Consider the following 24,857-nt stretch of genomic DNA (forward strand, 5'->3'; position numbering starts at 1 on the left):
GGTGTCCACTAACGTTCACCGGGTTTCCGATGCACTGTTGTGGATCCTCGCCGTGTGGGCGAGCGACTCCCCACCTGGTGGTGGGGCGGGCCTCCGCGGGCCAACTGATCCTCTCGCCGCCCGGGGTGGGCGGCGGGGGTCACGCCGGGACTGGCCGGCACCGGGGAGGTGTCGGCCGGCTCGACGGTGCGTGACCACCTCGGGCAGCACAACAGCTGCCGGGGTGGTGGGTCCGCCGCCCGGGGTGCGGGTGGCGATGATGGCGGCCGCGATCAGGTCGCGGTGCCCAGTGAACTGGCAGTGTGGGCAGGTCAGGGTCCGGCCGCGGGGTTTCGGTACCCGCCGCAGGCAGGCGGGGCAGGTGGAGGAGGTGCCCCGTTCGTTGACGGGGTCGACGGTGATGCCGGCCTGGACAGCTTTGTCGGTGAGGACCTGCAGGAGGCGGGCGATCTGCCATTGCCGCAGCCGCAGGTTGTGCCGCCGCCCCGCGTCGATGTCCAACACACCGCGCGGGTCACCCACCCGGAGCACACCGACCCGCTGCTGCACCGCCCACGACACCACCGTTCTGGCGGCTTCGTGCTGGGCCTGCCGGACCCGCCGCTTGTGCCGGCCCTCCACCAACCGCGCCCGCCGCCGGTACTTACGCCACCGCCGAGACCCTCGCTGGCCCGGCTTCGGCGCCCTGCGGGCCACGGCGCGGCGGCGGATCTTCGTGTCGGCCAGGTGCATACGGTGCTCGGCGCGGATCGCCCGCCCTGACACCAACACCCCTTCCCCGTCACGGCTGGCCACCGCGTAGGGGTGGATGATGCCCAGGTCGACTCCGGCCACCCGGCCTGGGTCCGGGCCCTCGCCCGGCGGATAGGTCGCCACCGGCACCTCGGCCGTCACGTCGAAGAAGAGGCGGCCACCCTCGCACAGCAGGGTGACCGAGCGGACCTGCTCAACCGGATACGGCACCTCCCGCGCCAACCGGACCCACAACGGCGGCATGCCCTTGGCCACCGGGATACGCACCCGCAGCCCGTCGAGGGTGAAGGTGCCGTGATGCCAGCGCACCGGCATCAACGCCCGCCGACGACGCGGGAACCGCGCCGACGAGTCACCGTCCTTGCGGGCTTTCGCCGCCGCGAACCAGGCATCGGAGAACCGCCGCAACACCGACCGGGCACCCACCGAATCCAGCTCACCGAAGGTGCCCGGCCCCGAGTCGGCCAACTCCCGGCACAACGCCTGATAGCCGACCAGCGGCGTGTCCTGGCGGCGGCGTCGCCACCCGTTGATCTCCAGGACACACGCCCACACGTCACCAGCCGAACGCAGTAGGCCGAAGCATCGCCGCCGCTGCCCAGCCGTCGCCCGCACCGCAACACGAGCCGTGCGATACACCACCCGAGGCGCGGCGGGATCCCGACGACGAGGCACAACCACACCCAACCCGACGGGTACGACAATTTCCGGCAGCGACCAACCCGGCGAACGTTACTGGACACCGCACTAGCCGGCCGGTGAGCCCGGGCCGCTGCGCCGGCAGTGGGCCGGCCCCGGGCGTTCCGGAGGCCGACGGGAGCGGTGGTGGCTATCGGCGGGTGGTGCGCTGCCATCGCCCGGCGGGCCGGGTCCGGTCGATCGGGACGGACGCGCCGGGGAGGCCACGACGCCCCCGCGGCGGCACGTGGCGGCCGGTGCGCGCCGTGCCGGGCGGCACCGCCGCGCCGTCCGGTCGGCGGTCGGTGTCCGGCCCGGGCAGCACCGCCAGGATCACGCCGAGCAGCGCCGCGGCGACCAGGCAGTCCAGCCAGTAGTGGTTGCCGGTGCCGACGACCACCAGCAGCGTGGCGAGCGGGTGCGCCAGCCAGAGCCAACGCAGCCGGCCGGCGGTGACCCGGACCAGCACGAGGGCGACGACCAGCGCCCAGCCGACGTGCAGGGACGGCATGGCGGCGTACTGGTTGCTCACCGTGTCGGCCTCGGGTGCGCCGTAGACCGCGGGTCCGAACCGGCTCGCGGTGTCGACCATGCCGGTCCGACCGGTCAGCCGCGGCGGAGCCAGCGGGAAAAGGAAGTGCAGCACCAGCGCGGCCGCGGTGAGCGTGGCGAGCATCCGACGGGCCCAGCGGTAGTGGGCGGGGCGGCGCACGTACAGCCACACCAGGCACAGGGCCGTGGCGGGGAAGTGCACGTAGGCGTAGTACGTGTTGGCCAGCCGCACCAGCAGCTCGTGGGCGAGCAGCGGCTGCTGGAGGGCGGCCTCGGCGGGCAGGTGGAGCAACCGTTCCCACCGCCAGACCCGCTCTCCGTTGAGCACCGCGGTCGGCTCCCGGCCTGCGGCGGCGACGCGGCCGATCTTGTACGCGAGGAACAGCGCGGCGACCAGCGCCAGTTCGCGTGCCGCGCGGCTCAGGGCGAGGTTCCGCCGCCCGCCGGGCCCCGCCGTCGGGGTCGCCTCCGTGGTGTCCACACGTTCTCGATTCGTCACGGCCGGCGGATGCCGGCTGTCGCGGGGGACGGTTCAGGGCCGCCGCCGGGACGGCGACGGCCCTGAACCGGTGGGTCAGGCGTCAGCGGCGGGACGGATCACGGTTCGTTCCGGCGTCGACGGGCACCTGGTCGAAGGCGGGCGCGCCGTCGACCGCGTCGGCCGCGACGGCGGCCGACCGCGCGCTGTCCGGCAGGTCCAGGCTGGACCGCAGGGTGACCGGCTTGAGCAGCAGCGCGGCGAGGATGCCGACGACGGCGATCGCGGCCGAGATGAGGAAGATGTGGCCGGTGGCGTCGCCGTACGCGGCGCGGACGATGTGCTCCACCGGCGCGGGCAGCCCGCTGAGGTTCAAGCTGCTGCCGCCACCGCCGCTGGTGGGGATGCCTGCGGCGGCCAGGTCGTGGGTGATCTGGTCGGTGACCCGGCGGGCCAGGACGGCACCGAGCACGGAGACGCCGATGGTGCCACCGAGGGAGCGGAAGAACGCGACGCTGGAGCTGGCCGCGCCGATGTCCTTGAGCGCGACCGTGTTCTGCACGGCGAGCACCAGGTTCTGCATGGTCATGCCGACGCCGGTGCCGACGATGAACATGGCCGCACCGAGCAGGACGAGCGACGTCTCGTGGTCGATGGTGCCGAGCAGGGCGAAGCCGGCGACCAGGATGATCGACCCGGCGACGATGTACGGCTTGATCCGGCCGGTCTTGGTGATGAGTCGACCGGCGACGATCGACGAGAGCAGGACGCCGGCCATCATCGGGATGGTGAGCAGGCCGGCCTCGGTCGGGCTGTAGCCGCGGCCGATCTGGAAGTACTGGCCGAGGAAGACGGCGCCGCCGAACATGGCCATGCCGACCGCGAGGCTGCCGAGGATGGCCAGGGCGGTGGTGCGTTCCCGGACGATCTTGAGGGGCACGACCGGCTCGGCGGCCCGGGACTCGACCCAGGCGGCCAGGGCGAGCAGGAGCAGCGAGCCGCCGACCATCACCCCGCTCTGCCAGGAGATCCAGGCGAACGAGCTGTCGACGAACGAGATCCAGATCAGCAGCACGCTGACGCCGGCGGCGATGAGCGTCGCGCCGAGGTAGTCGATCTTGACGTTGTCGCGGCGCACGGTGGGCAGGCGCAGCGTGACCTGGAGCAGGATCAGCGCGATGACGGCGACGGGCACGCCGACGAAGAAGCACCAGCGCCAGCCGAGCCAGGAGGTGTCGACGATGAGGCCGCCGAGCAGCGGGCCGCCGACGGTCGCGAGGGCCATCACGCCACCGAGGTAGCCGTTGTACCGGCCGCGCTCGCGCGGTGGGATCATCGCGGCGATGGCGACCTGGACGAGGGCCTGGAGGCCGCCGACGCCGATGCCCTGGAACGCGCGGGCGCCGATGAGCTGGCCGGCGTTCTGCGCGAAGCCGGCGGCCACCGATCCGGCCAGGAAGACCACGATGGCGGCCTGGATGAGGATCTTCTTGTTGAACAGGTCGGCCAGCTTGCCCCAGATGGGGGTGGTCGCCGTCGCGGTGAGCAGGGTGGCGGTGACCACCCAGGTGTACTGGGTCTGCGAGCCGTTCAGCGCTCCGATGATCTTGGGCAGGGCGGTCGAGACGACCGTGCCGCTGAGCATGGCGACGAAGAGCACCAGCAGCAGGCCGCTGAGTGCTTCCAGCGTCTGCCGTTTGCCCATGGGCTCGGCTGCGGCCGGTGCGGTGGGTGCGCTCACGCGGCCACCTCGCTGCGCTCGGCGGCCGCACGAGGCTCCGCCGCGCTGCGCCTGATGATTCGCTCGCTGCGCTCACTCATAGCGCGTCCTCCAGGTTGTCGTGGTGTGCGAGGGCGACCTCGATGTCGCGGGTCAGCCGGCCGAGCGCGGCGGACAGCGCCGCCACCTCGCCGGGGGTCCAGTCGGCGAGCGCTCGGGTGAGCACCCGGCCGTACCAGGCGTAGGTGTCGGTGAGGGCCGCGCGGCCGGCCGGGGTGACGGTCAGGTGGCTGGCCCGCCGGTCGCTCGGGTCGGCAGCCCGATCGACCAGGCCGTGCGCGACCAGGGCGGTGACCGCCCGGCTGACGGTCGACGGGTCGAGCCGGGTCCGTTCGGCCAGCTCCCGGGCCTGGCAGCCGGTGGCGCAGCGGTCGATGTGCATGAGGATGCCCACCAGGCCGGGCGGCACGACCGGCCGGTCGTCGGCGCGCCGTTGCTTGAGCAGCCGTACGCCGGTCAGCAGCTCCTGCAGCCGCGCGCCGAGTTCGCGGGTGGCGGGGTCCACGGTTTCCCTCCAGACCGAGTTGGTTGCCTCAAGCAATAGTTCGCGAATCTTGCGCAGTAGGCAAGTTTGCTCGTTGAGAAATGGATCACGTACGCTGGTGTTCATGGCGGAGTCCACGGGGTTGCGGGAACGCAAGAAGGCGGCGACCCGGCTCGCCCTGCACGAGGCGGCCCTGCGCCTCGCGGCGGAGCAGGGACCGGAGCGGGTCACCGTCGAGGCGATCGCGGACGCCGCCAACGTCTCCCGGCGGACCTTCTCCAACTACTTCTCCAGCAAGGAGGAGGCGCTCTTCCACGGCGACACCGTGCGGTTGCGCCGGATGCTGGAGCTGCTGCGCGAGCGGCCCGCCGACGAGCCGCCGTGGACCGCGCTGAGCCAGGCCGCGCTACGCCAGGCCACCGAGGTCTTCGACGAACCGACCATGTCCTGGCTCACCCGACGCCGTCAGCTGCACGGGCACCCCGGCCTCCTCGCACACCAGGTCGCCGCCTACGGGGCGATCGAACGGGAACTGGCGGGCGAGTTGACCCACCGGCTCACCGGCCCCGACACGGCGCTGCGCTCCCGGATCCTGGCCGCGACCTTCCTGGCCTCGCTGCGGGTCGCCGTCCAGCACTGGATCGAACAGCCGCACGGCCCGCTGGTCGACACGCTCCGGGTCACCCTGGCCCAGGCGGCCCCGGCGGCCGCGACCGCGGGCCGCAGCGGCTGACGCCAGCCGTGGCGGCGAACTGTCGTACGGCGGCGTTACGGTCCGTCCCGTGGTCACCGTCGATGACGTCCGGGCGCTGGCCCGGACACTCCCCCGCACCAGCGAGCACCTGATCCGCGACCGGATCAAGTTCCGCGTCGGCGCCATCGTCTACGTCGCGTCCTCCCGCGACGAGCGGACCATGGGCTTCGGCTACCCGAAGGAGCAGCGGGACGGCCTGATCGCCGCCGAGCCGGACCTGTTCTTCCTCCCCCGCCCGTCCGACCTGCGGTTCAACTGGGCGTGCTGCCACCTCGACCGGCTCGACCACGACCAGATGACCGAGCTGGTGTGTGAGGCGTGGCGGATGGTGGTGCCCAAGTTCCTCGCCCGCCAGCGGCTGGGCGACTGAGACTGAGCGGTACCCGGCGATGCCGGTGGATTCGGCCCCGCGACCCGGGCGACGTTGAAAGACTCGTCCGGTGAGCGGCGAGGGGTGGCGCGGGCGGCTGGGGCCCGCCGTTCCGATCGCCCCGGCCGCCCGGGTGGACAAGTTCGAGGTCTTCTTCGACCTCGTCTTCGTCGTGTCGTTCTTCATCATCACCCGAGCCACCGCCGCGAACGTGACCTGGCGGGAGCTGCTGCACGCGATGCTGGTGCTCGCCGTCCTCTGGTGGTGCTGGGTGGTGCACAGCGTGGTCGCCAGCCAGCTCCGGCTCGGCGAGGGCTTCGTGCCGGTGCTGACCGTGATCGGCATGATCGCGCTGTTCATCTTCGCGCTGGCGCTGCCCCAGACCTTCGGCCCCCTGCACCGGAGCGCCGCCGGACCGATCCTGGTCACGATCAGCTACGTGGTGATCCGCGCCGTCCACGTGGCGCTGTACGCGCACGCCACCCGGGACCGGCCGGCGATCCGCCGGGGGCTGTACCAGTTCGCCCCGGAGGCGGTGATCACGACCGTCCTGCTGTTGGTCGCGGCGCTGGTCCCGCCGAAGATCGGGGACCCGAACCTGGGGCTGTGGCTGCGGGACGGGTTGTGGATCGTGGTTGTCCTCCTGCAGTACACCAGCGGCCTGCTGGCCGCCACCAGGGGCTGGCAGATCACCTCCGCCGAGCACTGGACCGAGCGGTACGACCTGATCCTCATCATCGCGCTGGGCGAGTCCGTCATCTCGGTCGGTGTCGGCGGCGACCTGATCGGTAAGGCGGTGACCTGGCCGGCTGTGCCGGCGGCCATTCTGGGAATCCTTTTCACGGCGGCGCTGTGGTGGGCGCACTTCGACATGATCGGCCCGGCCGCCCGGATCACGCTGCACGCCGCCCAGGGCCACCCCCGGGTGGCGATGGCCCGCGACGCGTACGCCTACCTCTACCTGCCGATGATCGCCGGCGTGATCCTGTTCGCGATCGGCGCGGAGGCCGTGGTACTCACCATCACCGAGCCGGCGGGTGGGGCGGGCGAGCACGCGCCCGGACCCGCCGTGCCGATGCTGTTCGCCGGGGTGATGCTCTACCTGGCCGCCGACGTGGCGTTCCAGTTCCGCACGTTACGCACCGTGACGTGGACCCGGATCGGCATGCTCGTGGCGCTCGCGCTCGGGCTCCCCGTCGCCCAGCACGTCCCGGCGCTCGGGGCGCTCGCCCTGCTGACGGCCATCTGCGTCGCCCTCGTCGTCGTCGAACTGGTGGTGTTCGCGGACTCCCGGCGTGCCCTGCGTCAGGCCGTGTACGAGGAGAAGACCGTCTACGAGGCCAGCGAGGCCGCCTGGCGGGCCCGCTGGCACGAGGAGGGCCCGGAGAAGCCGACGGAGTGACGCGGGTGGAGGGGCCGCCCGTCCGAAATGGTGGGACACCCGAGCCGTAGCATCTGCGCGTGATCGAGATCGGCACCGAGGTCGACCTGTTCCATCCGCCCGCCCGGGTCTGGCGGGCGTTGACCGACGCGGCGTACCTGACCAAGTGGTTCGTCGAGGCCACGCCGGTGGCGGACGCCCCGGACCGGCTGCTGCTGCGGACAGCGGGACTGTCCGGGTTCGACGCCGACGTCGAGGCGACCGTGGTCGAGCGGCAGGCGCCGGAGCGGCTGGTGCTGCACTGCCGGGAGGGCGACCGGCAGACGGTGCTGACCTGCACGGTCGTTCCCACCAGCCACGGCTGCCGGCTGTCCCTGCACGAGATGCTGGAGCAGGGCGAGTGGAACGACGCGCAGGGCGACCGCCGGGCGGAGCAGCACCAGCAGGCGCTGGCGGTACGGCTGCCGGCGATCCTCGACTGGCTGGCGTTCCAGCAGGTCGACCTGCGTCGCGCCGAGGGCGGACTGACCGCCGAGCTTCCGGTGGTCCGGTTGCTCGGCGACGGCCGGACCCGGACCAGACGGCTGGGGGCGGTGCTGCTCGGCGCGTTGGCGGTCCTCCTCCTGGCCGTGGGGGCGGGCGTGTGGGCGACGCGGCGGCCGGCGGCCGAACTCCCGGACGCCACGCCCCCGTCGACTCCGCTGGTGCTCCCGACCGCCACCAGCGTCGCGCCCCGGCCCACTCCGACCAGGACGGCGACCGCCGGGAGCCGGCGCAGTGCCACGCCCCACCCCACCCCGACGGCCAGGCCCAGTCGTACGCCGGGCGCGACCGCACCGTCCGCCCCCGCCCTGACCGCCCGCTACGAGACCGTCTCCGACCGGCTGCTGGGCTACCGGGGTGCGGTGACGCTCACCAATCCCGGCAGCGCGGCGAAGGAGGGCTGGACGGTGATCGTGACGCTCGGCGCGAGAGCTTCGATCGGCAACGTCAACGGGGCGGAGGCCAGCCAGAACGGGAAGGTGGTCACCTTCACCGGTTCGGCCGTGCCGGCCGGGGGTTCGATGACGTTCCGGTTCGACGTCCGGGATCCGGACGCGTCGGTCACCGCGCCCGAGGGCTGCACGGTCGATGGTGAGGCGTGCGCCGGCCTGTAGTGCCGGCGGGGCCGCCGTCCAGCGGGCACGGCCCGCCAGGGGCGGCCCCAACCGGGGCGACGTCAGCCTCCGAGGTGGGTCAGGCCTGCGGCAGACCCTGGTGGTTGAGGTAGAGCACGACGCGGAACTGCTCGCCGTCGTCGTACAGCAGGAACGACGACGCGAGCGGCACCGGTCGGCCGCCGTCGACCCGGGACGCCGTCCAGTCGGTACGGGCCAGAACGTACCGGTCGTCGAGGCGGTCACAGGTCACGCCGGTCAGCGTCGCCGGACCCAACCCGAGGTCGGCGAACAGTTGCGCCCGACCGGGCAGCGCGGCGAGGAACGCGGCACGGGACACCGGCCGGGCGCCGCTCTCGTCGGCCAGCAGGAACGGTTCGGCGAAGCAGCCGCCGACCGCGGGATCGTCCGCGGGGTCGGACGCCGGGGCGAGAACGGCGAGGAAGCTACGCACGCGGCTGTCGAGCGAGCCGATGGAGGCGTTGGGCAAGGCGACTGGTCCTTTCCGGAGGGCGACCGCGCCGGGACGGCGGGCCGTCGGTGGCACCCCGGGCGGCGCGACGAAGCGCGCCCCCGCAGGGCGCCGCCACGCTACCAGTCACAAACGGACATAATACCACATAATTTCATGAAAATCAAGTACCAGGTGGACCGCTCACCGCACCGTTCGGCCGACACCGCCGGAACCGGAAACGCCCCGCCACCGGGGGGAGCCGGCGGCGGGGCGAGGAACCCGGCGGATCAGGCCTCGGTTAGCTGGCCGCGTAGCTTGGTCAACGCACGGGCGAGCAGCCGGGAGACGTGCATCTGGGACACCCCGACCCGGGCGGCGATCTCACTCTGGGTCAGGTTGCCGTAGAAGCGGAGGGTGAGGATCCGCTGCTCCCGCTCGTCGAGTGTGGCCAGCGCCGGCCCGAGCGAGGCGCGCAGCTCGGCCAGCTCGTACTCGCCGTCCTCGGTGCCGAGGGTGTCGCCCAGCTCGGTGGCGCTGTCACTGTCGCCGATGGGGGTCGACAGCGACACGGCGTTGTAGGCGCGAGCCCCTTCCAGGCCCTCGAGGACCTCTTCCTCGGTGAGGTCGAGGTGGGCGGCGATGTCGGCGACCGTGGGGGCCCGGTTGAGGGTCTGGGTGAGGGTGCCGTTCGCCTCGGAGATGCGCAGCCGCAGCTCCTGCAGTCGGCGGGGCACCCGGATGTTCCAGGTGCGGTCGCGGAAGTGCCGCTTGATCTCGCCGAGGATGGTCGGGATGGCGAACCCCGCGAAGTCGACGCCGCGCGAGGCGTCGAACCGGTCCACCGCCTTGATCAGGCCGAGGGCCGCCGTCTGGGCCAGATCCCCGGTGGGCTCACCCCGGCCGCTGTAGCGGGCCGCGAGGTGGTTGGCCAGCGGCAGCCACGCCTCGATGACCTGGTTGCGCAGAGCCGGCCGGTCCGGGTGCTCCGCGGGCAGCGCGGCAAGGGCGGCAATCAGCTCGCTGGCCCGCGTCTCCTCGCCGGTGGTGGCCGTGCGGTGCACGTCGGTGGTCGTCGGCGCGATGGTCGTCGTAGTCATGCTGCCCTTCCTGTCCTGGGGAGACGGCGCCTCCCAGCACCGGTCGTGCCAGTCACCCTAGACCAAAGGTTGGCATCCAATCAACCGAACGGACGATGGACAAAGCACCCAACGATGTACAAATACTGCCCAGAGGCCTGGGTAACGGGAGTGGCGCGCGCCACCGGGCGGCACCGCGAAGAGGCGCTGCGACCAGCACCGGCGGGACCGCGCCGCGTGGACCAGCGCAGGTCGCCCGCCAGTGCGAGTGGCCGCAAGCCGCTGGTCAGCCCTGGCGGGCCTTCTGCCGCGGATCCGCCTTGTTGAGCACGAAGACCTTGCCCCGGCGGCGCACCACGATCGAGTTCATCTTCCGCTTCAGTCCACGGAGGGAGCTTCGGACCTTCATTCCGGTTCACCCCGTTCCTGCTGGATTCTCGGCTGTCCGGATCGCGTACCCGACGCCGACGCGGTCATGCGGGAGGGGCTGGTGGCCGGGACGGCCGTTGGACGCCGGCGTCCGGCGGCCGTCGCGCTGTCCGGCAGCGGGTGAAGGAAGTCGATTTGCCGGTGTCACCGGTGTGGTCAGCGGGAGACGCGCCGGCGCACCTCGTCGAGCATCCCGTCGACGGAGCCGGCCGGGTCGGTCACCGGGAACTGCACCGCGCGTACCACCGACTCCGGGTCGATCAGCAGCGTCAGCCGCTTGAACCGCTGCACCCCACCCGCCCGGAAGGTGGGCAGCAGCAGACCGGCGCCGAGCCGACCGTCCTCGTCGGACAGCAGCGGGTACGGCAGGCGGGCGTGCTCGGCGAAGGCGCGCAGCTGGTCGGGCCGCTGGGTGCTCACGCCGCGCACCTCGGCGCCGGCGGCGTGGAAGAGCTCGTGCCGGTCGGCGTACGTCCGGGACTCGAGGGTGCACCCGACGGCGCCGGGGATCTCCGCCCAGGCCGGCGGGAGGCCCTGGGCCCCCGGCGCGAACGCCCCCGGAAACAGGTAGAGGACGGTCCACCGGCCAGGCGGGGCGGGCGGCTCCTCCCCGCCGTCGTGCCGGCGCAACGTCATGTCCGGTACGCGGCGGCCGACCAGCCGGTGCACCCGGCGCGCCTCGGCGGAGTCGGCCGCCGCGGTGGCGGTGAGCCCGCCGTCGCCCATCACGTGCCGGGTCCCCCAGTCCTGCAGGGCGACCAGCACCGGCAGCAGCGCCTCGCCCTTGCCGGTCAGCAGGTAGTCGTGGCGCGGCGGGTGGGCCGAGTACGGCCGGCGGTGCAGCACCCCCTGCTCGACCAGGCCGCCGAGCCGCTCCGTGAGCGCCCGCCGGCTGACCCCCAGCTCCCGCTGCAACGCGTCGAACCGGGTGGTGCCGCCGGCGACCTCGCGGATGATCAGGAAGGTCCACCAGTCGCCGAGCACGCCCAGGGCCTGGGCGATGCCGCAGTCGGCGTCGCCGAGATCCGCGCGCCTCACATCCCCACCTCCCGCTCGACCGGCCGCCTCGACTATAGTCCGTTCCAGATTGGAACTCACTGGCTCGGATCGGGGGTTGGCGGCATGTCCGTCGGGCAGGGGGCCGGCGTGTTCTGGCGCTGGTGGGCGGCCGGCACGACCAGCTCGGTGGGGTCGGCGGTCGGGACGGTCGCGCTGCCCCTGACCGCGCTCACCGTGCTGGACGCGTCCCCGTTCGAGATGGGGCTGATCGCCGCGGCGAGCTACGTCGCCTGGCTGGTCATCGGGCTGCCCGCCGGTGTGATCGTGCAGCGGCTGCCGCTGCGCGGCGCGCAGGTGGGCGCCGACCTGGCCCGGGCACTCGCGGTCGTCTCCATCCCGCTCGCCTGGTGGTGGGACCTGCTGACCGTCGCCCAGCTGGTGATCGTGGCGCTGGTGGTCAGCTTCGCCAACGTGCTCTTCGACGTCGCCAACGCCACCTTCCTGCCCGCCATCGTCTCGCGGGAGCAGCTGCACGCCCGCAACAGCCTCACCTCGGCCACCCACGCCGGCACCCAGCTCAGCGGGCCGTCCCTCGGCGGCCTGGCGGTGCAGGCGCTCGGCGCGGTGCCGGCCGTGCTCGTCGACGCGGCCAGCTACCTGGTCTCCGCCGCGCTGCTGTGGTCCCTGCCCGCCCGCCGCGGCGACGCCCCGGACCGCCGGCCGCCGGTGCGCGCCATGATCGGCGAGGGTTGGCGGTACGTCACCCGCCATCCGGTCATGGGGCCGACCATGTGGACCGCCACCGCGGTGAACTTCGTCTGCGGGGCCCAGCTGGCGGTCTACCCGCTCTACCTGGTCCGGGAGCTGCACGCCCCGGCCGCCCTGGTCGGTGTGCTGCTCGCGGTCGAAGGGATCGGGTCGCTGGTCGGTGCCGCCCTGACCCCGTGGATCACGAACCGATGGGGCACGGCCCGGTCCCTGGTGGTCGCCTGCCTGATCGCGGTCGGCGGCGCGTTCCTGGTGCCGATCGGCGCCGGCTGGCCGGCGTACCTGGCGTTCGCCGCCGGCAACGTGTTCTTCGCCGGCGGCGTGGTGGTGCTCAGCGTGACCACCCGCACCTACCGGCAGACCGCCAGCCCGCCGGACCTGCTCTCCCGGGTGATGGCCACGGTCCGCTTCGTCTCCTGGGGCGCCATCCCCGTCGGCGGGGTGGTCGCCGGCGCGCTGGCCGGCCTCGCCGGGGCGCGACCGACGCTCCTCGTGTTCGCCGCGGCGACCGTGCTGGCGCCCCTGGCCCTGCTCCTGTCCCCCGTACGCGGGCTGCGCGACCTCGCCGACCTGCGGGTCGACGACCCGACCGAGCGGCCGACAGTCCCGGTCGGCTGACCACCGCCCACCGGGCGGCTTCGATCGGGCGGCACCGCCGTCACCGCCGCACGGCGGCCAGGACCCGGGCGAGGCCGTTGCGGGCCGCCAGGCCAAGCCGGGTACGCGGTACCAGCAGCGCGGCGGCGTACCGGGCCGCCCGCCGCTTCGGCTCCGTACGCCGCCGGTGCCCCGCCTCGTACGAACGGAACGCCGCCAGGTGGTCGGCGGCGGCGAGCGCCTCGGCGAGAGCATGCGCGCCGGCGATGGCGAGACTGGAGCCGTCGCCGAACAGCGACACGCACGAGGCGGCGTCGCCGACGAGCACGATCCGCCCCCGCGACCAGCGGGGCAGGTGCACCCGGCTCACGCTGTCGAAGTAGAGGTCGTCGGCGGACCGCACCCGGTCGAGCAGTTCCGGCATCCGCCAGCCCACGTCGCCCTGGTACGCCCCGAGGACGAGCCGCTTGTGCTGGGCGAGGTCCCGGTGGTCGAAGCCGTCGACCATCGGGCCACGGAAGATGAGGGCGGCGAGGGCGCAGCCCCGGGCCGGGTGCACGGACGCCAGCCGGCCCGGGGTGTTGTACAGCAGCACGTCGTACGGGTCGTCGGCGGGCCCACCGAGCGGCAGGGTGGCCACCCACACACCGAGGTGCCGCACGTGCGCTGACTCCGGCCCGAAGACGAGGCGCCGCACCGCCGAATGCAGGCCATCCGCCCCGACGACCAGGTCGAACCGGCCGGGCGCACCGCGGGCGAAGGTGACGTCGACACCGGCGGGATCCTCGGCCAGCGCGGTGATGCTGTCGTCGTAGCGGAACTCGGCCTGGTCGGCGGCGGCCTGGTGCAGGATCGCGGCGAGATCGGCGCGGGGGATCTCCAGCTCGGTGCTGTGCGGGGCGCGGGTGGCGGCCATCGGCACCCGGGCGACGGTCGCCCCGGCGGGGTCGACCAGCCGTACGCCGGTCACCGGCGTGGCGGCCGAGCGCAGCACGTCCCGCAGGCCCATCGCCTCGACCACCGGGAGCGCGGGGCCGCGCACGTCGACCGGGGCGCCGCTGGACCGCTGCCCCGCGGCACGCTCCACGACCGTGGGCCGGAAGCCGTGCCGGGCCAGCCACCAGGCGAGGGTGTTGCCGGCGATGCCGGCCCCGGAGATGAGCACGGTCCGCACGACCCCGAGGCTAGTACAGGTGTCCCGTCCGGCCGCCCGTCGCAGCAACCGCCGCACCGCCGCGCCTGGCCCAGCAGCTCTCTTGACACCAAAAGCTAATAGCATTAGCTTTCTGGCTATAGCGATTAGCTAGCTCCGCCGGGGCTCAGTGGCGTTCCTCCCATCCCTGCCCCGCACCCCCCTCAACGAGTCAAGGAGCCTCCGATCAGCCGAATCCGAGTCGGTGCGGCCGCCTTCGCCGCCGCAGCCGTCATGTTCGTCCTCTACCCCGCCCTCCGCCCCTGGCACGACGAGTCCACCGCAGCCGGCGCCCTCGCCGCGATGTCCGCCAACACCTGGGTGCCCGCGCACACATTCGCCATGATCGGTTTCATCCTGGTGCCGCTCGGCCTGCTGGCCCTCGCCCAGGCCGTCACCGGCACCCCGGCCGGCCGCACCGCCGTCACCGCCTTCGTCACCAGCGCCGTCGGCAGCGGCCTGGTCCTGCCCTACTACGGCGCTGAGGCGTTCGGCCTGCACGCGATCGCGACCCAGGCCGCGTCCAACCCGCAGATCGACATCCTCGCCATGGCCGACCACGTACGGTTCGACCCGGTGGCGGCCACCAGCTTCCTGGCGGGCCTGCTGGCGCTCGGCATCGGCGCCGCCCTCGCCGCAGTGGCGGTCTGGCGCAGCAGCCTGATGCCCAAACTCAGCGGGGTGCCGTTCGCCCTCGGCTTCCTCACCTTCCTGCCACAGTTCTTCACCCCGGCGGCCATCCGCATCGGGCACGGCGCGCTGGTCGGCGCCGGACTGCTCTGGCTCGCCGCGGCGCTGTCGCGGACGGGCTCCACGCGCTGACCGACTGTCCGGGCCGGCCGGTCCCGCCAACGTGGCGTGGCGGGACGGTCAGTCCGGCCGGACGGCGGCGGCGACCCGGCGGACCCGCTCCGCGTCAGTGAGCACGGCGACGTTGTCGACGTACTGGTCCACCGCGCCGGCCGGCGGGCAGGCCCGCAGCTCCGGGTCGGTGACGGCGGCGCGCAGCGCGGCGACGAACCGGTCCGCGTCCAGGACCAGGAACGGGCGGTGGTGGAACTGCCGCACGGTCGGGTCGACCGGGGCGGCCAGCCCGGTGTCGTTGGTCCAGGCGGCGACGGTCTCCAGCGCCCGGACCAGCCCGGCCTGTCGCTCCGGCCAGCCGCCCGGCCCGAGAGCGGCGGCCAGCGCGTCCAGCACCGGGGCCGCCGGCGGCAGCGCGGCGAAGACGGTGCCGAGCCACTTCGCGTACGGGGGCCAGCGGCGGTGCACCAGCAGGCCGAGGCGCATCAGGTCCCGGGCCAGCCCGCCGGTCACCACCCGGCTGCCCAGCTCGTCGCCGACCTCGGCGCACCGGCCGGCCAGGTGCTCGGCCTGGCCGATCCGGTGCCAGCCGGCCGCCAGCACGTACCGCCAGACGTCGTCCGGATACCAGGCGAGACGAGCGCGGGCCGAGGTGAGCGCCCCGTCGAGCCCGTCGTGGAAGACCGCCCCGCCGGTCAGCTCGGCCAGCCGCTGGGTGGGCACGGCCAGCCAGTCCGCCACCGCCAACCCGGCGCGCGGGTCGCAGCCCAGCCGCCCGCACAGCCACCCGCCCAGCTCGTCGACGGTCACCCCGTGCCGGTCGCCGTCGGCCCGCACCACGCCGAGCCGGACGTCCGGGCCACCGGCGAACCGGGTCGGCCAGCCGAGGAACTCCGCCGGCAGCTCCGCGTCCAGCACCGCCAGCACGGGCGCGACGTCGGCGGGATCGGCGACGAAGAGCTGCGTACGCGGCCCCCAGTCGTGGTCGGTGGAACGCGGGGTGTCCAGCCCGAGCAGCTCCGAACCGCCGTCGAGCAGCCCGGCGGCGTACCGGAGGCCGGGCAGGCGGCGGGCCACCAGCGGGGCGATCACCTCGTCGTGGAAGCGCCGGCAGAGCGTCAGTCCGGGTACGAACGCCATGCCGTCAGTCTGCCGGTCCGGCGCCGGGCCACCCAGCGGTTATCGGTCCACCGGCCGCTCGGTGTCGATAGCCTGGGTGAAAGACGTGCAGGGGGGCGGCGCGGTGTCGGAGAGCGGTCGAACGGCCGTACGGCGTCGCCGGCTGTTGTGGGCCGGCGTCCTCGCCGTGGTCGGGCTGGCGCTGCTCCTGGTCGGCCTGATCGTCGCCAACGGGACCCTGGCCTGGGTCGAAGTGGCGCTGGCGATCGTCCTGCTGGTCGCGAGCTACGCGCTGCAACGGCTGGCCCGCCGGGAGACCCTCTACCGCCACGACGGCGGCTGACGCCAGGGCACGATCACCGTCCCCCACCTCGTCACACCGCTGTGCCAGTCTGATGGCGTGGCACACCAACCCCCGATCCTGCTGATCGACTCCCCCAGCCTCTACTTCCGCGCCTACTTCGGCATCCCCGAATCCGCCGCGAAGACGGACGACGGCCAGCCGGTCAACGCCGTCCGCGGCTTCCTCGACATGCTCGCCCAGCTCGTCCGCACCCGCCGGCCCGACCGCATGGTCTGCGCGCTGGACCACGACTGGCGCCCGGCGTGGCGGGTGGAGCTGCTGCCGTCGTACAAGGCGCACCGGGTCGCGCCGGAGGGCGGCGAGGTGGTGCCGGACACCCTCTCCCCGCAGGTGCCGATGATCCTGGAGGTGCTCGACGCGTTCGGCATCACCGCCGTCGGCGCCACCGGCTACGAGGCCGACGACGTGCTCGGCACCCTGTCGGTGACCCAGCCCGGCCCGGCGGAGGTGGTCTCCGGCGACCGGGACCTGTTCCAGCTCGTCGACGACGCCCGCCAGGTGCGGCTGCTCTACATCGGGCGGGGCGTGGCCAAGCTGGACGACTGCGACGACGCCGCCGTCCGCGCCCGCTACGGCGTCCCCGCCGACCGCTACGCCGACTTCGCCGCCCTGCGCGGTGACCCGAGCGACGGGCTGCCCGGGGTGCCCGGGGTCGGCGAGAAGACGGCCGCCCGGCTGATCGAGCGATACGGCGGGCTGCCCGGCATCCTCGCCGCGCTCGACGACGGCGAGTCCGGCTTCGCCCCCGGCCTGCGCACCAAGCTGGCGGCGGCCCGGGACTACCTGGCCGTCGCGCCGAAGGTCGTCCAGGTCGCCACGGACGTGCCACTGCCGCAGCTGGCCACCGCGCTGCCGACCACGCCCGCCGACCCGGACCGGCTGCTGGAGCTGGCGCAGCGGTGGAACCTCGCCGGCTCGTGCCGCCGCCTGGTGGACGCCCTCGCCGCCCGGTCCTGACCTTCGGCGTCGCCCCCCGGGGCGCGCGGAGATCCGCCCGGACGGCCAGGGCCGCGACGATCAGGCGGCGGCGTGGTAGGCCAGCACGCCCCGGTTGACGGCGGCGATGGCCTGCCGGGCGGTGGCCCGCAGCTCGGTGGAGGCACCACCGGAGTCGGCGAGCTGGCCGAGCAGGTCGACCACCTGCCGCGCCCAGCGGACGAAGTCGCCGGCAGGCATCTCGCCGTCGATCTGGTGGCCGCTGGCGAGCACCTTGGCGAGGGCCTCCCCGCGCGCCCACCGGTAGATCGGCCAGGCGAACCCGAGGTCGGGCTCCCGGGTGACGCCGAGGCCGCGGCCGGCCTCGTCCGCCTCGATGTCGCTCCACAGCTTCAGCGTCTCGTCGACCGCGTCGGCGACGGGCCCGCGCGGCAGCGAGGCCCGCTCGTCGACGTCTCGGCGTGCCTCGAAGACCACCACCGACACGGCGGCGGCCAGCTCGGCCGGGGACAGGCCGTCCCACACCTTGCGCCGTAGGCACTCGGCGACCAGCAGGTCGGCCTCGGTCCAGATCCGGCCGAGCATCCGGCCGGCGTCGGTGACCTCGCCGTCGGCGGCGAGATAGCCGCGCGCGGTCAGCAGCGCCACGATCCGGTCGAAGGTCCGGGCCAGCGAGCCGGTCCGGCCGGCGACCCGCTGGCGCAGCTCCTCGGTGTCGCGTTCCAGGCGGCGGCGCCGCTCCGCCCAGCGGGCGTGCTCCTCCCGGTCGGCGCAGGCGTGGCAGGGGTGCCGGCGCAGCTCGGCGCGGAGCTGGCTGAGCCGGTGGTCCTCGCCGACCGCCTGCCGGGACCGCCCGCCCCGCCGGCCGCCGTGCCGGTCCAACCCGGTGCCACTGACCGCCGCGGCGAGATCCCGCCGCGCCGCCGGGGACCGGTGGTTGAAGTGCTTGGGCACCCGGATCCGGGCAAGCACCTCGGCCGGGGTGGTGAAGTCGCCGGGGCTGACCCGCCCGGCCCAGCGGTCCTGGGTCAGCACCAGCGGCCGCGGCTCGCCGAAGCCGCCGGTGGCCGGGTCGAGCACCACGGCCAGGCCGGCCCGCCGCCCGGAGGGCACCCGGATCACGTCGCCCACCCGCAGCCGCTCCAGCGAGGCGACGGCGGCCGCCTTGCGCTGGGTCTGCCCCTGCCGGGCCAGCGCGCGCTCCCGGTCGGCGATGGCCACCCGCAGGGCGAAATACTCGTCGAAGTCGCCGTGGTGGCAGGCCGCCTCCGCGCCGTACGCCTCGATCGTCTCGGTGTTGCGCTGCACCTGCCGGGCCAGGCCGACCACCGACCGGTCCGCCTGAAACTGGGCGAACGACGACTCCAGCAGCGCCCGGGCCGGCTCCGCGCCGACGCTGCCGACCAGGTTGACGGCCATGTTGTACGACGGCCGGAAGCTGGACCGCAACGGGTAGGTGCGGGTGGAGGCCAGGCCGGCGACGTGCCGGGGGTCGGTCTCCGGCGACCAGACCACCACCGCGTGCCCCTCGACGTCGATGCCCCGCCGGCCGGCCCGACCGGTGAGCTGCGTGTATTCCCCCGGGGTGAGGTCGACGTGCGCCTCCCCGTTGAACTTCACCAGGCGTTCCAGCACCACGCAGCGGGCCGGCATGTTGATGCCCAGCGCCAGGGTCTCGGTGGCGAAGACCGCCTTGACCAGGCCGCGGACGAACAGCTCCTCGACGACCTCCTTGAACGCGGGCAGCATGCCGGCGTGGTGGGCGGCGAGCCCTCGCTCCAGACCGTCGAGCCACTCCCAGTAGCCCAGGACGGACAGGTCCTCGCCGGGAATCGCGGTGACCCGGGACTCGACCACCCGGCGGATCTCGGCCCGCTCCTCGGGCGAGGTGAGCCGCAGCCCGGCCGCGAGGCACTGCTGCACGGCGGCGTCGCAGCCGGCCCGGCTGAAGATGAACAGGATCGCCGGGAGCAGCCCCTCCCGGTCGAGCCGGTCGACGATGTCGGGACGCATCGGGCCGCGCCAGCGGGGGCCCCGCCGCCCGAACCCGGGGCCGGCGCTGCGCCCCTCCCCCAGCTCGAGGCGGCGCATCGTGTCCCGGGTGTAGCGCAGCAACTCCGGGTGCACGTCGTGCTTGCGGGCGGCGTCGGCGTCGTGGAACAGGTCGAACATCCGCTTGCCGACCAGCATGTGCTGCCAGAGCGGCACCGGCCGATGCTCGCTGACCACCACCGCGGTCTCGCCCCGCACGGTGACCAACCAGTCGGCGAACTCCTCGGCGTTGGAGACGGTGGCCGACAGGGAGACCAGGGTGACCGAGGCGGGCAGGTGGATGATCACCTCTTCCCACACCCCGCCGCGGAACCGGTCGGCGAGGTAGTGCACCTCGTCCATCACCACGTAGGCCAGCCCCTCCAGGGTGGCCGAGCCGGCGTAGAGCATGTTGCGCAGCACCTCGGTGGTCATCACCACCACGGGCGCGTCGCCGTTGATCGCGTTGTCGCCGGTGAGCAGGCCGACCTGGTCGGCGCCGTAGCGATCCACCAGGTCGTGGTACTTCTGGTTGGACAGCGCCTTGATCGGGGTGGTGTAGAAGCACTTGCGCCGAATGGCCGGCTCCTCGCCGCCGGCCGCCGCCGGCTGCCCCGGCGCGCCCCGCAGCGCCAGGTGCACGGCGAACTCGCCGACCACCGTCTTGCCGGCGCCGGTCGGCGCGCAGACCAGCACCCCGCTGCCCCGCTCCAGGGCCTCGCACGCCTCGCGCTGGAAGTCGTCGAGATCAAACCCCAGCTCCTGGGCGAATTCGTGCAGGGCCGGGAAGGCGGAGGCCTGCGCGGCCCGGCGGCGCGCCGCGGCGTACCGCTCGGCGGGGCTTGACATGCCTCCAAGATTAATCGGTACGGCCGACGACCACCGGCCAAGGCCGTCCGGCAGGACGGTCGGTGCGGGTCGGTAGGGTGCACGACGTGCCGGACCATGCCGAACCGCCCCAAGCCTCGAGCGGCGCCGACGACGTCGTCCGCCCGAGCACGTCCCGTCGGCCCGTGGAGGCGGTGCTCTTCGACTTCCACGGCACGCTCGCGCAGGTCGAGGAGCCGCGCGAGTGGGTGCTGGCCGCGGCGGCGGCGTGCGGGGTGGAGCTGGACCGGGTCCGGGCCACCGCGCTGGCCGACCGGCTGCTGACCGCCGGCCGGGCCGGCGGCCCGCTTCCGGCCCGGGTACCGCCCGGGCTCGCCGAGCTGTGGGCCGACCGTGATCTCTACCCGCACGCCCACCGGGGCGCGTACACCGGGCTCGCCGAGACGGTCGACGCCGGCATCGAGGGGTTCGCCGACGCGCTCTACGAGCGGCTGCTGATCCCCGACGGCTGGGTGCCGTACCCGGACACCGAGGCGGTGCTGACCGCGCTGCGGGCCGCCGGGGTGAAGGTGGCGGTGGTCAGCAACATCGGCTTCGACCTCCGGCCGCTCTTCGCCGCCTGGAAGCTGGACGGGCTGATCGACGCGTACGCCCTGTCGTACGAGGTGGGGCGCTGCAAGCCGGACCCGGGCATCTTCTGGCGGGCGTGCGGGATGCTCGGCGTCGACCCGGAGCGGGCGCTGATGGTGGGCGACACTCCCGCCGACGCGGGGGCCGTGCGGGCCGGCTGCGCCGTACTGGTGCTGCCCTGCGCCGACGCCGGCGCCCCCAACGGGCTCGGCGCCGTCCTCGACCTCGCCCTGCCCACCGAGGCATGATCCACCCAAGCCCGGGGACGCGGCAGGGATGCCCGGACCGCGCCGGCTCAACGTCCCGGTGAACAGCCGCCGGCTCGACGGCGGCCAGCTGGGCGGGGTCGGCCTGGTGCTCGGCGGGGCGCTGTCGGTGCAGTTCGGGTCGGCGGTCGCCGCGCTGCTCTTCCCGCACACCGGGGTGGCCGGGGCGGTGACCCTGCGGCTGGGCATCGGCGCGCTGCTGATGCTGGCCGGGTGCCGACCGCGGCTGCGCGGGCACGGCCGCGCCGACTGGATCGCCGTGGTCGCCTTCGGACTGGCCCTGGCCGGGATGAACTCGATCTTCTACCAGGCCATCGCGCGGATCCCGCTGGGGCCGGCGGTCACGCTGGAGGTGCTCGGGCCGCTGGCGCTGTCCGTACTCACCGCCCGCCGGCGGGCCGCTTGGTGGTGGGCCGGGCTGGCCCTGGCCGGGGTGGCCCTGCTCGGACAGGGCGGCTTCGCGCGGCTGGACCCGGTGGGCGCGGGGCTGGCGCTGGCCGCGGGCACGATGTGGGCGGCATACATCGTCTGCTCGGCACGGGTGGGCGGGCGATTCCCCCGCGCCGACGGGCTCGCCCTGGCGTTGGCGGTGGCGGCCCTGGTCACCCTGCCGATCGGGCTCGTCGGGTCGGGCAGCCGGCTGTGGCACCCGGCGGTGCTGGGGCTCGGCACCGGGCTGGCGGTGCTCGCCTCGGTGCTGCCGTACACCCTGGAGCTGCTGGCGCTGCGGCGGTTGCCCACCGCGACCTTCGCGGTGCTGATGAGCCTGGGGCCGGCGATCGCCGCGCTGGCCGGCTGGCTGGTCCTCGACCAGCAGCTGCACCCGCTGGAGGTCCTCGCGATCGGCCTGGTCATCGCCGCCAGCGTCGGCGCGGTCCGGGCCGGCAGCCCGGCCACCGCGCCCGCCGAGGTCACCCCCGGCGACCCGGTCAGCGAAGCAGCCGCACCGCCGCCGGCACCGCGCTGATCCGCACCGGCAGGTCGAACGCCCGCTCCCCGTCCACGTACGTGGTGATGCCGGCCGCGTCCAGCTCCACGGTGCGGGCCCGGTAGCTGCGCACGAGCGGGTGGTCGACGTGGGTGCCTTGGTAGATGCGGGGCTTGACCCGGATCAGGGTGCGCCGGTCGAACCGTCCGCCGACCACCACGTCCAGCAGCCCGTCCGTCGGGTCGGCGGCCGGGCAGATCCGCATCCCGCCGCCGTAGCTGGCGCAGTTGCCGACCGCGACGAGCACCCCGTCCACCTCGTGCTCCTCGCCGTCGAGGCGCAGTCGGTAGCGGCGCGGCCGCAGCCGGGCCAGCTCGACCAGGATTGCCAGGTCGTAGCGGCGGGGGCCGCGCGGCCAGCGCATCCGGTTGGCCCGCTCGTTGACGATCGCGTCGAAGCCGGCCGCCAGCACCGCCCCGTACCAGCAGACGGCGCCGTCGGCGGCGGTCAGCCGGGCCAGGTCGACGGGGTGGGTCCGGCCGTCCCGCAACGCCTCGACGATCACCTCGACGGCCGCAACCGGGTCGGTGGGGAACCCGGTGTCGGCGGCGAAGTCGTTGCCCGTGCCGGCGGGGACCGGGCCGAACGGCACCGCCGTACCGGCGACGGCCTGCAACGCCCGGTGAACCGTGCCGTCCCCGCCGACCGCCACCAGGGCGGCGGCGCCGTCGGTGACCGCGGCGTGGCAGGCCGCCTCCGCCTCCTCCGGGGTGCCCGCCTCCAGCAGCCGGACCGGCCGGCCCGCGCCCGCCAGCCGGTCCACCAGCCGGGGCAGCAGGCCACGATGCCGCCCCCGGCCGGCGCTCGGGTTGGCAAGCACGGCGACGGGGCCGGGCGGAACAAGATCGTGCGCGGTCACGGCGAGCACCGTACGGCACGACCCGCCCCACTCACCAGGGGAGACAGCCGCCCGTTGGCGGCTCGTGGGGGGGTCGGGTGGCGGTGAAATCGGCGTCCACAGTGCCGCGCGCACTACACCGGCAGTCAGAAGGTGATGCGCACCTTCAGCGCGGTGCGCTCATCCATCGCCCGGTAGCCGTCCGGCACCCCGTCGAGGGTCACCGACCGGTCGAAGACCGGGGACGGGTCGATGGTGCCGTCGAGCACGTCCGCGAGCAGCTCCGGCAGGTACGCCCGGGCCGGTGCCACGCCGCCGGCGAGGGCCACGTTGCGGTTGAACATCTGGCCGATGTCGACGCCCGCGCTGCCGCCGTGTGGGACGCCGACGTAGCCGACCGTGCCGCCGTCGCGGGCGATTGAGATCGCCGTACGCATCGACTGCTCCGTGCCCACCGCCTCCAGCACGGCGTGCGCGCCCTGTCCCTTGGTCAGCTCCCGGACGGCGGCGACCGCCGCGTCGCCCCGCTCGGCGACCACGTCGGTGGCGCCGAACAGCCGCGCGATGTCGGTGCGGGCGGGGTGCCGGCCCAGCGCGATGATCTGCTCGGCGCCGAGCCGCTTCGCGGCGAGCACCCCGCACAGGCCGACCGCGCCGTCACCGACGACGGCGACCGCCGCGCCCGGGCGGACCCGGGCGGCCAGCGCGGCGTGGTGACCGGTGGACATGACGTCGGACAGGGCCAGCATCGCGGTGAGCAGCCGCTCGTCGCCGACCGCCTCGGCGGGCAGCTTCACCAGGGTGCCATCGGCGTACGGGACGCGGACCGCCTCCCCCTGCCCGCCGTCGGAGCCCGGCGAACCCCAGAAGCCGCCGTGCGGGCACGAGGTGTGCAGGCCCTCGCGGCAGAAGTCGCAGACGCCGTCGGACCAGACGAACGGGGCCACCACGAGGTCACCCACCCGCACCGAGCTCACCTCGGCGCCGGTGGCCTCGACCACGCCGAGGAACTCGTGCCCGATCCGCTGCCCGGGCTGCCGCGCGGCCACGCCCCGGTACGCCCACAGGTCGCTGCCGCAGATGCAGGCGAGCACGACGCGGACGACGGCGTCGGTGGGGGTACGGACGGCGGCGTCCGGCACCTCCTCCACCCGGATGTCGTTCGGGCCGTGTATCACGGTGGCGCGCATGGGCGGTGTCCTCCCGATGGGGCGAGCGTGGGACCGGCCGGCTGCGGTCGGCGGCGGGGCGAACCGCCCCGGGGCGAACGCTAGACGCGCCGCCGGGACGCCGCCAACCGGCACGGCACGCGCGTGGCCGGCCTCACCGCCGCCGCCCGATCGCCGCGGATCCCGGCCCGGACCACCCCGCCCGGTACCGGTGGACGGGCGTCAGCGGACGCTGAGCCGCTTGGTCACCGGCTCGACGCCCGGGCCACCGATCTTCAGCGTCCAGTCCCCCGCGTCGGCGAGCGACACGATCGTCTCGGCCGCACCGCCGTTCGGGTCCGCGGTGACCCCGGCGACCTGCTTCCCGGACGGGTCGAGGATCTCCAGCGTCCGCGCCACCGGCGTCTTGTTCTCCACCTTGAACTGGAGCTTCGCGCCGGGTTCGGCGAACAGCCCGTCGGCGCCCGTGACGGCCTTCGTCGTCACCTCGATCCGGACCTCCCGGTCGTACGTCGGCTCCACGCCGGCGTTCACCCAGGTCGCGTCGTCGGTGACGGTGATCCTGGTACGTATGCCGTCGCCCTTCTGGCCCGGCTTGCAGGCCAGCTCGTAGAACCCGACGGAGAGGTTGGCCCGCAGCTCCCGGGTGAGCCCCGACGAGACGTCCTTCACCTCACCGACCGCCTTGGTGAAGGCGTCGCCCTGCCGGCCGTAGACGTACACCTCGGTGGTCTGGGCCCCCCGGTTGGTCACCAGGAAGGTGGTCGCGCCCGGGGCGAAGCTGGTCGCGGTGATCTCGCAACTGGTGTCGGTGGCGGTGACCGCGACCTCGACGCCCCTCGGGGCGGCGTCGTCGTCCCCGCAGGCGGTGAGGGCGGCGGTGGCGGCGATCGCGGCGACCACGACGGCGGCGGTACGGATCTTCATCGTCTCTCCGGGGCGCAGGCCAGCGGACTGACCAGAACGGACACCGAGACGCCCG

General features: G+C 74.2%; 24 protein-coding genes. 10 read left to right on the top strand and 14 right to left on the bottom strand.

Annotation, left to right across the window (positions count from 1 at the left end; genetic code table 11):
- Positions 1-15 precede the first annotated feature (15 nt).
- From ACY34I_RS32650 to ACY34I_RS32665, 4 genes are all read right to left on the bottom strand, one after another.
- A complete protein-coding gene (locus ACY34I_RS32650) occupies positions 16-1,434 on the bottom strand; it encodes an RNA-guided endonuclease InsQ/TnpB family protein (protein WP_462759030.1) in 1,419 nt (472 codons plus the stop codon).
- Positions 1,435-1,582: 148 nt separating this feature from the next.
- Positions 1,583-2,464, bottom strand: coding sequence for a phosphatase PAP2 family protein (locus tag ACY34I_RS32655; RefSeq protein ID WP_462759031.1), 882 nt, complete (start codon positions 2,462-2,464; stop codon positions 1,583-1,585).
- 100 nt (positions 2,465-2,564) lie between these two features.
- On the bottom strand, positions 2,565-4,202 hold the full coding sequence (locus ACY34I_RS32660) for an MDR family MFS transporter (protein ID WP_462759032.1): 1,638 nt from the start codon (positions 4,200-4,202) through the stop codon (positions 2,565-2,567).
- A gap of 76 nt (positions 4,203-4,278) precedes the next feature.
- Complete coding sequence (locus ACY34I_RS32665) at positions 4,279-4,746, bottom strand: MarR family winged helix-turn-helix transcriptional regulator (RefSeq protein WP_462759033.1); 468 nt, start codon at positions 4,744-4,746, stop codon at positions 4,279-4,281.
- 103 nt (positions 4,747-4,849) lie between these two features.
- Between ACY34I_RS32665 and ACY34I_RS32670 the strand changes: the two genes are divergently transcribed.
- From ACY34I_RS32670 to ACY34I_RS32685, 4 genes are all read left to right on the top strand, one after another.
- Complete coding sequence (locus ACY34I_RS32670; protein ID WP_462759034.1) at positions 4,850-5,458, top strand: TetR/AcrR family transcriptional regulator; 609 nt, start codon at positions 4,850-4,852, stop codon at positions 5,456-5,458.
- A gap of 49 nt (positions 5,459-5,507) precedes the next feature.
- Complete coding sequence (locus tag ACY34I_RS32675) at positions 5,508-5,849, top strand: MmcQ/YjbR family DNA-binding protein (RefSeq protein ID WP_462759035.1); 342 nt, start codon at positions 5,508-5,510, stop codon at positions 5,847-5,849.
- A 70-nt stretch (positions 5,850-5,919) separates the two neighbouring features.
- A complete protein-coding gene (locus tag ACY34I_RS32680) occupies positions 5,920-7,251 on the top strand; it encodes a low temperature requirement protein A (RefSeq protein ID WP_462759036.1) in 1,332 nt (443 codons plus the stop codon).
- A 59-nt stretch (positions 7,252-7,310) separates the two neighbouring features.
- A complete protein-coding gene (locus ACY34I_RS32685) occupies positions 7,311-8,387 on the top strand; it encodes a cellulose binding domain-containing protein (protein ID WP_462759037.1) in 1,077 nt (358 codons plus the stop codon).
- 79 nt (positions 8,388-8,466) lie between these two features.
- Here ACY34I_RS32685 and ACY34I_RS32690 read toward each other — a convergent pair whose 3' ends face one another.
- The 4 genes from ACY34I_RS32690 to ACY34I_RS32705 all read right to left on the bottom strand — a co-directional run bounded on the left by ACY34I_RS32690 (position 8,467) and on the right by ACY34I_RS32705 (position 11,384).
- A complete protein-coding gene (locus ACY34I_RS32690; protein ID WP_462759038.1) occupies positions 8,467-8,877 on the bottom strand; it encodes a hypothetical protein in 411 nt (136 codons plus the stop codon).
- Positions 8,878-9,128: 251 nt separating this feature from the next.
- Positions 9,129-9,938 (bottom strand): SigB/SigF/SigG family RNA polymerase sigma factor, encoded by an 810-nt coding sequence (locus tag ACY34I_RS32695; RefSeq protein ID WP_462759039.1) that lies wholly within the window; start codon positions 9,936-9,938, stop codon positions 9,129-9,131.
- A gap of 265 nt (positions 9,939-10,203) precedes the next feature.
- The gene (locus tag ACY34I_RS32700; protein WP_148799554.1) at positions 10,204-10,326 is read right to left on the bottom strand and encodes a 50S ribosomal protein L36; all 123 of its coding nucleotides are present in this window, start codon (positions 10,324-10,326) and stop codon (positions 10,204-10,206) included.
- Positions 10,327-10,502: 176 nt separating this feature from the next.
- Positions 10,503-11,384, bottom strand: a complete 882-nt coding sequence (locus tag ACY34I_RS32705; protein ID WP_462759040.1) for a winged helix-turn-helix transcriptional regulator — start codon at positions 11,382-11,384, stop codon at positions 10,503-10,505.
- A gap of 84 nt (positions 11,385-11,468) precedes the next feature.
- On the opposite strand from ACY34I_RS32705, the gene ACY34I_RS32710 reads away from it, so the two are divergent.
- The gene (locus ACY34I_RS32710) at positions 11,469-12,731 is read left to right on the top strand and encodes an MFS transporter (RefSeq protein WP_462759041.1); all 1,263 of its coding nucleotides are present in this window, start codon (positions 11,469-11,471) and stop codon (positions 12,729-12,731) included.
- Positions 12,732-12,771: 40 nt separating this feature from the next.
- On the opposite strand, the gene ACY34I_RS32715 is transcribed toward ACY34I_RS32710, so the two are convergent.
- Positions 12,772-13,884 carry an FAD-dependent monooxygenase gene (locus tag ACY34I_RS32715; protein ID WP_462759042.1) on the bottom strand — a complete coding sequence of 371 codons (1,113 nt, stop codon included), beginning with the start codon at positions 13,882-13,884 and terminating at the stop codon, positions 12,772-12,774.
- A gap of 252 nt (positions 13,885-14,136) precedes the next feature.
- On the opposite strand from ACY34I_RS32715, the gene ACY34I_RS32720 reads away from it, so the two are divergent.
- Positions 14,137-14,724, top strand: a complete 588-nt coding sequence (locus ACY34I_RS32720; RefSeq protein WP_462759043.1) for a hypothetical protein — start codon at positions 14,137-14,139, stop codon at positions 14,722-14,724.
- 48 nt (positions 14,725-14,772) lie between these two features.
- On the opposite strand, the gene ACY34I_RS32725 is transcribed toward ACY34I_RS32720, so the two are convergent.
- On the bottom strand, positions 14,773-15,846 hold the full coding sequence (locus tag ACY34I_RS32725) for a DUF4037 domain-containing protein (RefSeq protein WP_462759044.1): 1,074 nt from the start codon (positions 15,844-15,846) through the stop codon (positions 14,773-14,775).
- Between the two features lie 76 nt (positions 15,847-15,922).
- Here ACY34I_RS32725 and ACY34I_RS32730 point away from each other — a divergent pair, with 76 nt between their 5' ends.
- Positions 15,923-16,168 (top strand): hypothetical protein, encoded by a 246-nt coding sequence (locus tag ACY34I_RS32730; protein ID WP_462759045.1) that lies wholly within the window; start codon positions 15,923-15,925, stop codon positions 16,166-16,168.
- Between the two features lie 57 nt (positions 16,169-16,225).
- Positions 16,226-17,146 carry a 5'-3' exonuclease gene (locus ACY34I_RS32735; RefSeq protein WP_462759046.1) on the top strand — a complete coding sequence of 307 codons (921 nt, stop codon included), beginning with the start codon at positions 16,226-16,228 and terminating at the stop codon, positions 17,144-17,146.
- A 60-nt stretch (positions 17,147-17,206) separates the two neighbouring features.
- On the opposite strand, the gene ACY34I_RS32740 is transcribed toward ACY34I_RS32735, so the two are convergent.
- Positions 17,207-20,005: a DEAD/DEAH box helicase gene (locus tag ACY34I_RS32740; RefSeq protein WP_462759047.1), complete on the bottom strand. Its 2,799-nt coding sequence runs from the start codon at positions 20,003-20,005 to the stop codon at positions 17,207-17,209.
- 86 nt (positions 20,006-20,091) lie between these two features.
- Between ACY34I_RS32740 and ACY34I_RS32745 the strand changes: the two genes are divergently transcribed.
- Positions 20,092-20,862, top strand: a complete 771-nt coding sequence (locus ACY34I_RS32745; protein ID WP_462759066.1) for an HAD family hydrolase — start codon at positions 20,092-20,094, stop codon at positions 20,860-20,862.
- Positions 20,863-20,890: 28 nt separating this feature from the next.
- Positions 20,891-21,847, top strand: coding sequence for an EamA family transporter (locus ACY34I_RS32750; RefSeq protein ID WP_462759048.1), 957 nt, complete (start codon positions 20,891-20,893; stop codon positions 21,845-21,847).
- On the opposite strand, the gene ACY34I_RS32755 is transcribed toward ACY34I_RS32750, so the two are convergent.
- From ACY34I_RS32755 to ACY34I_RS32765, 3 genes are all read right to left on the bottom strand, one after another.
- Positions 21,810-22,736: a diacylglycerol kinase gene (locus ACY34I_RS32755; protein ID WP_462759049.1), complete on the bottom strand. Its 927-nt coding sequence runs from the start codon at positions 22,734-22,736 to the stop codon at positions 21,810-21,812. The genes ACY34I_RS32750 and ACY34I_RS32755 overlap by 38 nt on opposite strands.
- Positions 22,737-22,852: 116 nt before the next feature.
- A complete protein-coding gene (locus ACY34I_RS32760; RefSeq protein WP_462759050.1) occupies positions 22,853-23,896 on the bottom strand; it encodes a zinc-dependent alcohol dehydrogenase family protein in 1,044 nt (347 codons plus the stop codon).
- Positions 23,897-24,097: 201 nt separating this feature from the next.
- On the bottom strand, positions 24,098-24,802 hold the full coding sequence (locus ACY34I_RS32765; protein ID WP_462759051.1) for a hypothetical protein: 705 nt from the start codon (positions 24,800-24,802) through the stop codon (positions 24,098-24,100).
- Between the last annotated feature and the right edge of the window lie 55 nt (positions 24,803-24,857).

It is taken from the genome of Micromonospora sp. RTBAU3-60 (assembly GCF_054963695.1).

Excerpts from the sequence above, each read along its gene's own strand:
- ACY34I_RS32670 (WP_462759034.1), top strand. The coding sequence starts at position 4,850 with ATGGCGGAGTCCACGGGGTTGCGGGAACGCAAGAAGGCGGCGACCCGG.
- ACY34I_RS32695 (WP_462759039.1), bottom strand. The coding sequence starts at position 9,938 with ATGACTACGACGACCATCGCGCCGACGACCACCGACGTGCACCGCACG.
- ACY34I_RS32700 (WP_148799554.1), bottom strand. The coding sequence starts at position 10,326 with ATGAAGGTCCGAAGCTCCCTCCGTGGACTGAAGCGGAAGATGAACTCG.
- ACY34I_RS32710 (WP_462759041.1), top strand. The coding sequence starts at position 11,469 with ATGTCCGTCGGGCAGGGGGCCGGCGTGTTCTGGCGCTGGTGGGCGGCC.
- ACY34I_RS32720 (WP_462759043.1), top strand. The coding sequence starts at position 14,137 with ATGTTCGTCCTCTACCCCGCCCTCCGCCCCTGGCACGACGAGTCCACC.
- ACY34I_RS32725 (WP_462759044.1), bottom strand. The coding sequence starts at position 15,846 with ATGGCGTTCGTACCCGGACTGACGCTCTGCCGGCGCTTCCACGACGAG.
- ACY34I_RS32740 (WP_462759047.1), bottom strand. The coding sequence starts at position 20,005 with ATGTCAAGCCCCGCCGAGCGGTACGCCGCGGCGCGCCGCCGGGCCGCG.
- ACY34I_RS32750 (WP_462759048.1), top strand. The coding sequence starts at position 20,891 with ATGCCCGGACCGCGCCGGCTCAACGTCCCGGTGAACAGCCGCCGGCTC.
- ACY34I_RS32760 (WP_462759050.1), bottom strand. The coding sequence starts at position 23,896 with ATGCGCGCCACCGTGATACACGGCCCGAACGACATCCGGGTGGAGGAG.
- ACY34I_RS32765 (WP_462759051.1), bottom strand. The coding sequence starts at position 24,802 with ATGAAGATCCGTACCGCCGCCGTCGTGGTCGCCGCGATCGCCGCCACC.